The following is an 8840-nucleotide window of genomic DNA, read 5'->3' on the forward strand; positions in this document are numbered from 1 at the left end:
CCCCCCCCCCCGCCCCCCCCCCCCCGCCCGCGCCGGCGCACCACCCCCCCCCCCCCCCCCCCCCCCCCCCCCCCCCCGCCGCCCCCCCCCCCCCCCCCCCCCCCCCCCAGGACAGGTTCCTGACTGCACGACCGCCCGCACGGGCGGGTACGACCGCGGCCCCCGGCGCAGTTGCCCCGGGGGCCGCGGCGTACGACCCTCGATCCATCACGATCGCGATCGCAGCGACGGATCGCCGACCCGCTCCGGCAGCTGCGTGGCTCGTCCGAGCGGTCCGCTCTCCCACAGGAGGGTGTCCGCTCCCGACGTAAGGTGCCCCGGTGCTCTTCTTCACGATCAGACGGATCATCGGATCCGTTTTCGTGTTGCTGGCCAGCTCGTTCCTCGTCTTCGCGCTCTGCGCGGCCAGCTTCGACCCGCTGGCCAGGTACTACACGATCCAGCCCCGCCCCCCGGAGTCGTTCTTCGACAACCTCCGCGAGGAGCTCGGGCTCAACGACAACTTCTTCGTCCGCTACTGGAACTGGCTGACCGGGGTCGTCCAGGGCGACTTCGGCCAGACGGTGAACAGCACCCCGGTGGCCAACGAGCTGCCCGGCCGGCTGCTGGTCACGGGCCGGATGATCCTGCTGGCGATCGTCATCGCGATCGTCCTGGCGATCGTCGTCGGCGTCATCGGCGCCGTCCGCCAGTACCGGCCCTCGGACTACGCCTTCACCTTCCTGGCCTACCTCCTCATCGCGCTGCCCACGTTCTGGTTCGCGGCGCTGCTCAAGGAGTTCGTCGCCGGCGGCATCAACGACCTGTTCGGCAAACAGGTGCTGTTCACCATCGGCGAGCAGACACCGGGCATCGAGCTCTACGCCACCGGCAGCGAGATATGGATGGACCGGCTGGGGCACCTCGTGCTGCCCACGCTGAGCCTGGCGCTGCTCACCTTCGCGGCGTGGAGCCGGTTCCAGCGCGCGGCCATGCTCGACGTGCTCGGCTCGGACTACATGCGGCTCGCCCGCGCCAAGGGCCTGACCTACCGGCGGACCGTCGTCCGCCACGGACTGCGTAACGCGCTCATCCCGCTCACCACCGTCGTCGCCCTGGGCATCGGCACGCTCTTCGGCGGCGCCGTCATCACCGAGCAGGTGTTCGTCTGGCACGGCATGGGTGAGTACCTGCTCAACAACGGCATCGGGAACAACGACATCAACGTGGTGCTCGGCTGGCTGCTGGTCAGCGCCGCGTTCGTCGTCCTGTTCAACCTGATCGCCGACATCCTCTACGCGGTCCTCGACCCGCGCATCCGTCTCGCCTGACGCGCCGCGGACCAGAGAGAGAGGCAGACATGGCCACCACCCAGGCCGCCACCGACTCGGCCGGCTCCGCCCTCCCGGCCGAGCCCGGCCTGCCGCCGGACCGCGACGTCGACCGGGAGTTCACGGTCAAGGCGCGCAGCCAGCGGCAGCAGATCGTCCGGCACTTCCTGCACAACAAGGTCGGCATGACCGGCCTGGTCATCTTCGTGCTCATGCTGCTGTTCGGGTTCGTCGGACCGCTCATCCACGGCGTCGAGTACGGGGCGCAGAACCGCGACGCGCAGTCCGTGCCGCCGGGGACGGCGGGCTACCTCCTCGGCAGCGACGAGATCGGCCGCGACGTCCTGGCCGGGCTGATGCAGGGCGTGCAGCGGTCGCTGTTCATCGTGCTGCTGTTCGTGGCGATCGCCCTGCCGCTCGGTGTCCTGATCGGCTCGCTGGCCGGCTACTTCGGCACGTGGATCGACAACGTCCTCATGCGGATCGTCGACCTGATCCTGACCGTCCCGCTGCTGGTCGTCCTGCTGGTCGTCGCCAGCAACTTCCCCGGCGCGCGCACGCCGCTGGGCGTCGGCATCATCCTCGGCCTGTTCGGCTGGCTGGACCTCGCCCGGATCGTGCGCAGCCAGTTCCTCTCGCTGCGCGAGAAGGAGTACGTGGAGGCCGCGCACGCGCTCGGCGCCTCGAACAAGCGGATCATCTTCAAGCACCTGATCCCGAACTCGCTCGGCGCGCTCATCGTCTGGACGACGTTGGCCGCGGCGACGGCGATCATCCTCGAGGCGTCGCTGACCTACCTCGGGTTCGGCGTCAACGGGGCCAACCAGACCTCGCTCGGCCGGCTGGTGTCCGACGGCGTCCAGGCCGCCAGCACCCGGCCGTGGCTCTTCTACTTCCCGGGCATCACGCTGCTGGTCATCGTGCTGTCGATCAACCTGATCGGCGACGGCATCCGTGACGCCTTCGACCCGAGCAACCGCCGCGTGCGGGCCTGAGAAGGAGCTCCATGGTTACCCAGGACGGCGCGTCGACCGGCGCGACCTCCGTCGGCACCCTGCAGCCGGAGCGGGCGCACAGCCTGCCCGGCTTCGACCCGGGCGCACCCCTGCTCGACGTCAGCGACCTGCGGGTGTCGTTCCCGACGCAGGACGGCCTGGTCAACGCCGTCCGGGGCGTCGACTACACGCTGCGCTCCGGTGAGGTGCTCGGCATCGTCGGCGAGTCCGGCTCCGGCAAGTCGGTGACGTCGCTCGCGGTCATGGGTCTGCTGCCGAGCAACGCCCGGATCACCGGGTCGGTGCGCTACCGCGGCCAGGAGCTGCTCGGCCAGAAGGACCCGGCGATGTCCCGGGTCCGCGGCAAGGGCATCTCGATGATCTTCCAGGACCCGATGACCTCCCTGGACCCCGTCTACCGCGTGGGCTACCAGATCGAGGAGACCCTGCGGGTCCACGACAAGCGGCTGTCCAGGCAGGCCGCCGGTGCCCGGGCCACCGAGCTGCTCGAGCTGGTCGGCATCCCGAACGCCGCCGCGCGCACCCGCTCCTACCCGCACGAGTTCTCCGGCGGCATGCGCCAGCGCGTCGTCATCGCGATCGCCATGGCCAACCAGCCGGACGTGATCATCGCCGACGAGCCGACGACGGCGCTCGACGTGACCGTCCAGGCGCAGATCCTCGAGGTGCTCGACACGGCGCTGGAGGAGACCGGCGCCGCGATGGTGCTGATCACCCACGACCTCGGCGTCGTCGCCGGCGTCGCCGACCGCGTGCTGGTCATGTACGCCGGCCGGCCGGTGGAGGTCGGCAGCGTCGAGGACATCTACTACGAGCCGCGGATGCCCTACACCCTCGGCCTGCTCGGCTCGCTGCCGCGGCTGGACAGCTCCACCCGCGAGCGGCTGACGCCGATCGTCGGCTCCCCGCCGTCGCTGGTGAACATGCCGCCGGGCTGCCCGTTCGCCCCGCGCTGCCCGCTGCACATCCCCGAGTGCGACGCCGCCGAGCCGCCGCTCTACGACGTCGGCCGCGACCACACCGCCGCCTGCATCCGCACCGAGATCGTGGAGCAGGCGCACGGCCACGCCGCCGAGGTGTTCGAGGAGACCAGCGCCGACACGTTGCTCGGCGACGGCGCCTACCCGGTGGACGCCGCGACCTCGCCCGAGGCGGGCCGGGACGGCGACGTCCGCGGCACCCCGCCGCACGACCAGACCGAGCCCGCGGCGCACGCCGGCGGCGAGACCGGCACGGTGACCACCCCGAGAGGAACCCAGGAGTGACCGCCCCCACCACCGACCGCGCCGCCGCCCCGCTCCGCGACGGCGAGCCGATCCTGTCGGTGCGCGGCCTGGAGAAGCACTTCCCGATCAAGGGCGGCGGGCTGATCAAGCGCACGGTCGGCGCGGTCCGCGCGGTCGACGGCGTGGACCTCGACATCTACCCCGGCGAGGTGCTCGGGCTGGTGGGCGAGTCCGGGTGCGGCAAGTCCACGACCGGGCGGGCGATCCTCAACCTGCAGCCGGCCACCGGCGGCTCGGTGAAGTTCCAGGGCCGGGAGATCGTCGGCCTGGACCGCAAGGCGATGCGGCCGCTGCGGCGCGACATCCAGATCGTCTTCCAGGACCCCTACGCCTCGCTCAACCCGCGGCTGCCGGTGTTCGACATCGTCGCCGAGCCGCTGATCATCCACGGGCTGACGAGCAGCAACCAGGAGCTGCGGGCCCGCGTCCGCGAGCTGGTCGAGCAGGTCGGGCTCAACCCGGAGCACACCAACCGCTACCCGGCCGAGTTCTCCGGCGGGCAGCGGCAGCGGATCGGCATCGCCCGCGCGCTGGCCCTGGAGCCCAAGCTGCTCGTGCTCGACGAGCCGGTGTCGGCGCTGGACGTGTCCATCCAGGCCGGCGTCATCAACCTGCTCGAGGACCTCAAGAACCGCCTCGGGCTGTCCTACCTGTTCATCGCGCACGACCTGTCGGTGGTCCGGCACATCTCCGACCGGGTCGCGGTGATGTACCTCGGCCGGATCATCGAGGTGGCCGACCGCGACGAGCTGTTCGAGCGGCCGGCGCACCCCTACACCCAGGCGCTGCTCTCGGCGATCCCGCTGCCCGACCCGCGCCGCGAGCGCCAGCGGCAGCGGATCATCATCGGCGGCGACGTCCCCAGCCCGGCCAACCCGCCGTCGGGCTGCAAGTTCCGCACCCGCTGCCAGAAGTTCGCCAACGTGCTCAGCGACGCCGAGCGGCAGCTGTGCATCGACCAGGAGCCGGTCCTCGAGGACCGCGGCGTCGGCCACGACAACCGCTGCCACTACGCGGAGGCGCTCAAGGTCCTGTAGCAGGGGACCGCGCCCGGCACCGCGGTGCGATCCGGCAGGATCGCGCTGTGAAGAGCATCCTCCTCGTGCACGCCCACCCCGACGACGAGTCGATCAACAACGGGGCCACGATGGCCCGCTACGTCGCCGAGGGCGCCCGCGTCACCCTGCTCACCTGCACGCTGGGCGAGGAGGGCGAGGTGCTGGTCCCGGAGCTCGCGCAGCTGGCCGCCGACCAGGCCGACCAGCTCGGCGGCTACCGGATCTGGGAGCTGCGGGCGGCGATGGACGCGCTCGGCGTCACCGACGTGCGGTTCCTCGGCGGGGCCGGTCGCTACCGGGACTCCGGGATGATGGGCACGCCGGCCAACGAGAACCCGCGCGCCTTCTGGAACGCCGACCTCGACGAGGCGGCCGCGCACGCGGTCGCCGTCGTCCGCGAGGTGCAGCCGCAGGTCGTGGTCACCTACGACCAGAACGGCGGCTACGGCCACCCCGACCACATCCAGGCCCACCGCGTGGCCATGCGCGCGGTCGAGCTGGCCGGCGACCCCGGCTACCGCCCCGACCTCGGCGAGCCGTGGGACGTCGCGAAGGTCTACTGGTGCGCCATGCCGCGCTCGGTGATCCAGCACGGCATCGAGGCGATGGCCGCCCTCGGGCAGGACTCGCCGTTCGAGGGGCTGGGCGACATCGAGGAGGTCGACTTCGTCGTCGCCGACGAGGTGGTCACCGCCGCCGTCGACGCGCGGCAGTACGCCGGGCAGAAGGACGCCGCCCTGCGCGCCCACCCCACCCAGATCACCGTCGACGGGCCGTTCTTCGCGTTGTCGAACAACCTCGGCCTGGAGGTGCTGGGCACCGAGTACTACCGGCTGGTCCGCGGAGAGCGCGGGCCGGCCGGGGACACCCCTCAGGGCTGGGAGGACGACCTCTTCGCCGGTCTCACCCCGTGAGGGCGCTCGCGCTGGTCGGCTGGGGGCTGCTCGTGGTCGCGGTCGCCGGCTGGCTGGCGCTGGTGGAGGTCTTCTGGCTGCCGCTGCGGGTCGGCGGCGTGCTCGTGCCGGTGTCGCTGGTCGCCGCAGTCGTCGGCAACCTGCTCCTGGTCGCCGCCGCGCACCGGCTGTCCGGCTCCCGCGTCGTCGCCGTCCTGCCCGCCCTGGTGTGGGGGACGGTCGCGCTGGCCGCCGCCCAGCGGCGACCCGAGGGCGACCTGGTCCTGACCGGCGGCGGGGCGCTCGGCGTGCTGAACCTCCTGTTCCTGCTGGCCGGCGTCGTCGCCGCGGCGTTCGCCGTCGGCCGGGTGCTGACCATGCCGCCGCCACGACCGGCGGTCCCGGACGCCGCCGAGGTCCAGCCGGCCGCCGAGCGGTGAACGCGCCCGCCGCTCAGCGCGGCGCGGCGGCGGGGACGGCCCCGGCGACCAGCCAGGCGAGGAACTGCTGGGCCGGCATCGGCCGGGCGACGTGGAAGCCCTGCGCGACGTCGCAGTCCCACGCGGCCAGCGCGGCGAGCGCGTCGGCGTCCTCGACGCCCTCCGCGACCATGGTCATCCCGAGGTCGCGGGACAGCTGCAGGGTGCTGCGCACGATGGCCGCGGCCCGCGGGTCGGAGGTCAGGTTCCGCACGAAGCTGCGGTCGAGCTTGAGCTCGTGCACCGGCAGCGCGCGCAGGTAGGCCAGCGAGCTGTAGCCGGTGCCGTAGTCGTCGATCGACAGCCGCACGCCCAGCGCGCGCAGCCCGGTGAGCACCTGCTGCGTGCGGGCGGCGTCGGACATCAGCACGTCCTCGGTGATCTCCAGCGTCAGCGCCGCGGCGGGCACGCCGAGCGTGTCGAGCAGCAGCGCCACCTGCTCCGGCAGGGCGACGTCCTGCAGGTTGGAGACCGAGAGGTTGACCGCCAGCGACAGGTCGTGCCCGGCCGCCCGCCACGCGCGCAGGTCGGTGAGCGACCGCTCGAGGACGCGCATCGCCAGCCGCCGCATCAGCCCGGCCTGCTCGGCCAGCGGCAGGAACACGTCGGGCGTGAGCAGCCCGCGGGTCGGGTGCTGCCAGCGCACCAGCGCCTCCACCCCGACGACGGTGCCGGTGCGCAGGTCGAGCTGCGGCTGGTAGTGGGGGACCAGCTCCTCGGTGTCGAGGGCGGCGCGCAGCTGCTCGAGGGTCTCCAGCCGGTCGCGCGAGTCGGGCGTGCCGTCGGGCGCCCACACCTCGAAGCCGCGGCGGTCGCGCTTGGCGGCGTACATGGCGGTGTCGGCGCGGGCCAGCAGCAGCGAGCGGTCGCGGCCGTGGTCCGGGCACAGCGCGATGCCGATGCTGGCGTCGACGTGCAGCGGCATGCCGTCGAGCACGAACGCCTCGCGCAGCGCGGTGGCGATGCCCTGGGCGACCTCGACGGCGCGGCAGCGGTCGGCGTCGGGCAGCAGGACGGCGAACTCGTCACCGCCCATCCGGGCCAGCAGGTCGCCCGCGCCCAGCGCCTGCTCCAGGCGCGGGCCGACCAGGCAGAGCAGGTCGTCGCCGACGCTGTGCCCGAAGCTGTCGTTGATCTCCTTGAACCGGTCCAGGTCGATCATCAGGACGGCGCTGCGCCGGCCGGCGTCGCCGTAGACGCTGCGCTCCAGCTCCTCGACGAACCGGCGGCGGTTGGCCAGCCCGGTGAGCGCGTCCTGGTGCGCCTCCTCGGCGAGCTGCTGCAACCGCTGCTGCTCGACCGCGCGCAGCACCGCGTTCTCGATCACCAGCGAGCCCTCGAGGGTCACCTGGCGCACGGCCTCGCGGACCTCCGGCGACCAGTCGCCGGTCGCGCTGGTCGACCCGGTGATGACCAGCCCGAGCAGCCGGTCGCCGGCGAGCAGCGGGATGGAGACGTAGGAGCGCAGGTCCAGCGCCCGCGCGAGGGGCGCGGGGATGAGGTCGCAGGTGGCGACGTCCTCGACGAACACCGGTGCCCGGTGCTCGACGGTGTGCCGCCACAGCGGGACGTCGGCCGCCGGGCGGCCGAGCAGCCGCTCCCGGACGACCAGCTTGTGCTCGTCGGCCCAGCCGACGTGCCGGACGTCCTCGATGAGGCCCGCCGCGTCCACCTTGTAGGCGGCGCTGCGCTCGGTCCCGACCAGGTGCCGCACGGCGCGGGCGAGCACCTCGGCGGCGTCCGGGACGCTGGTGGCGGAGGCGCCCTCCACCAGCAGCCGGCGCACCACCCGGGCCGTGCGCAGCGACGCGTCACGTGCCTGCGCGGCGCGGGCCTGCTCGAGGGCGCCGCCGAGGTAGGCGCCGGCCGCGGCGGCCATGCGCCGGACCTCCTCGGAGAACGGGCGCAGCCGCGGGCTGTCGAGGGTGAGGACGCCCACCGGCTCCGGTCCGCGACCGAGGGGCACGGCCAGCGCCGAGGCGATGTGGAAGGTCTCCGCCCACCAGCCGGGGAGCTGGTCGGAGTCGCGGTCGGCGGCCCGCGGTTCGCCGGTGCGCAGCACGGTCTCGACCAGCGGCAGCGGCTCGGGCGCCGTCCGGAACCGCTCGAAGCTGGCGCGATCGCGGCGGCCGTCGGCGAACCCGGCCATGCGCGGCACCAGCCGGTCGTCCTCGACCAGGAAGACGCAGGCGCGCTCGACCTCGCCGAGCTCGGCGAGCTGGCGGCACGCGGTGGCGAGCAGCGCGTCCACGGTCGGCGCGGAGGTGACCTGCTCGACCAGGGCGAGCAGCACCTCGGCGGTGTGCAGGCGGCGCCGCTCGCTGCGCCGTCCCCAGGCCTCGACGAGGGCCTGGCCGAGCGCGGGCAGCGCGCCGCGCAGCGGCACCGGCGCGACGGCCGCGGCCGGCTCGACGGTGAGGACGCCGACCACCGCGCCGTCGCGGACCAGCGGTTCGACGTGCGCGGACCGGATGCCGTAGCCGGCCGCCTCCCGGTCGGCCGCCCGGCGCCCGCCCTCGCGGACGACGACCGGCTCGCACCGGCCGACGACGGCGGACAGCAGCGCGGAGCGGGCGATGGTGACCGGGCTGGTGAGGCCCGCGTGGTCGGACACCTCCGCCCCGGGAGCGAGGGAGCGCCGGAACGGGACCGCGGTCCCGGTGGTCTGCTCGTGCACCCACACCGAGAGGCGGGGGGGGGCCCCCCCCCCCCCCCCCCCCGGGCGCCCCGCGTGCCCCGCCGCCCGCCCGGCCAAACCCCCACCCCGCCCGCCCGCCCCCCGGCCCCGCCCGGCGGGC

General features: G+C 73.8%; 7 protein-coding genes. 6 read left to right on the plus strand and 1 reads right to left on the minus strand.

Annotation, left to right across the window (positions count from 1 at the left end):
* Positions 1-320 precede the first annotated feature (320 nt).
* From ACI8AF_RS27295 to ACI8AF_RS27320, 6 genes are read left to right on the plus strand one after another with little or no spacing between them, the layout of a single operon-like run.
* Positions 321-1310, plus strand: a complete 990-nt coding sequence (locus ACI8AF_RS27295) for an ABC transporter permease (RefSeq protein WP_456542928.1) — start codon at positions 321-323, stop codon at positions 1308-1310.
* A gap of 29 nt (positions 1311-1339) precedes the next feature.
* Positions 1340-2305 (plus strand): ABC transporter permease, encoded by a 966-nt coding sequence (locus tag ACI8AF_RS27300; protein ID WP_456542929.1) that lies wholly within the window; start codon positions 1340-1342, stop codon positions 2303-2305.
* Between the two features lie 11 nt (positions 2306-2316).
* A complete protein-coding gene (locus ACI8AF_RS27305; RefSeq protein ID WP_456542930.1) occupies positions 2317-3591 on the plus strand; it encodes an ABC transporter ATP-binding protein in 1275 nt (424 codons plus the stop codon).
* Entirely contained in the window at positions 3588-4649 is a 1062-nt protein-coding gene (locus tag ACI8AF_RS27310; protein ID WP_456542931.1) for an ABC transporter ATP-binding protein, read from the plus strand. Before ACI8AF_RS27305 ends, ACI8AF_RS27310 begins: the two co-directional genes overlap by 4 nt.
* Before the next feature lie 47 nt (positions 4650-4696).
* Entirely contained in the window at positions 4697-5584 is an 888-nt protein-coding gene (gene mshB / locus ACI8AF_RS27315) for an N-acetyl-1-D-myo-inositol-2-amino-2-deoxy-alpha-D-glucopyranoside deacetylase (protein ID WP_456542932.1), read from the plus strand.
* Positions 5581-6003 (plus strand): hypothetical protein, encoded by a 423-nt coding sequence (locus ACI8AF_RS27320; protein ID WP_456542933.1) that lies wholly within the window; start codon positions 5581-5583, stop codon positions 6001-6003. Before mshB ends, ACI8AF_RS27320 begins: the two co-directional genes overlap by 4 nt.
* 13 nt (positions 6004-6016) lie before the next feature.
* On the opposite strand, the gene ACI8AF_RS27325 is transcribed toward ACI8AF_RS27320, so the two are convergent.
* The gene (locus tag ACI8AF_RS27325; RefSeq protein WP_456542934.1) at positions 6017-8656 is read right to left on the minus strand and encodes a bifunctional diguanylate cyclase/phosphodiesterase; all 2640 of its coding nucleotides are present in this window, start codon (positions 8654-8656) and stop codon (positions 6017-6019) included.
* Between the last annotated feature and the right edge of the window lie 184 nt (positions 8657-8840).

This window comes from Blastococcus sp. SYSU D00669 (assembly GCF_054050715.1).

Excerpts from the sequence above, each read along its gene's own strand:
- ACI8AF_RS27300 (WP_456542929.1), top strand. The coding sequence starts at position 1,340 with ATGGCCACCACCCAGGCCGCCACCGACTCGGCCGGCTCCGCCCTCCCG.
- ACI8AF_RS27305 (WP_456542930.1), top strand. The coding sequence starts at position 2,317 with ATGGTTACCCAGGACGGCGCGTCGACCGGCGCGACCTCCGTCGGCACC.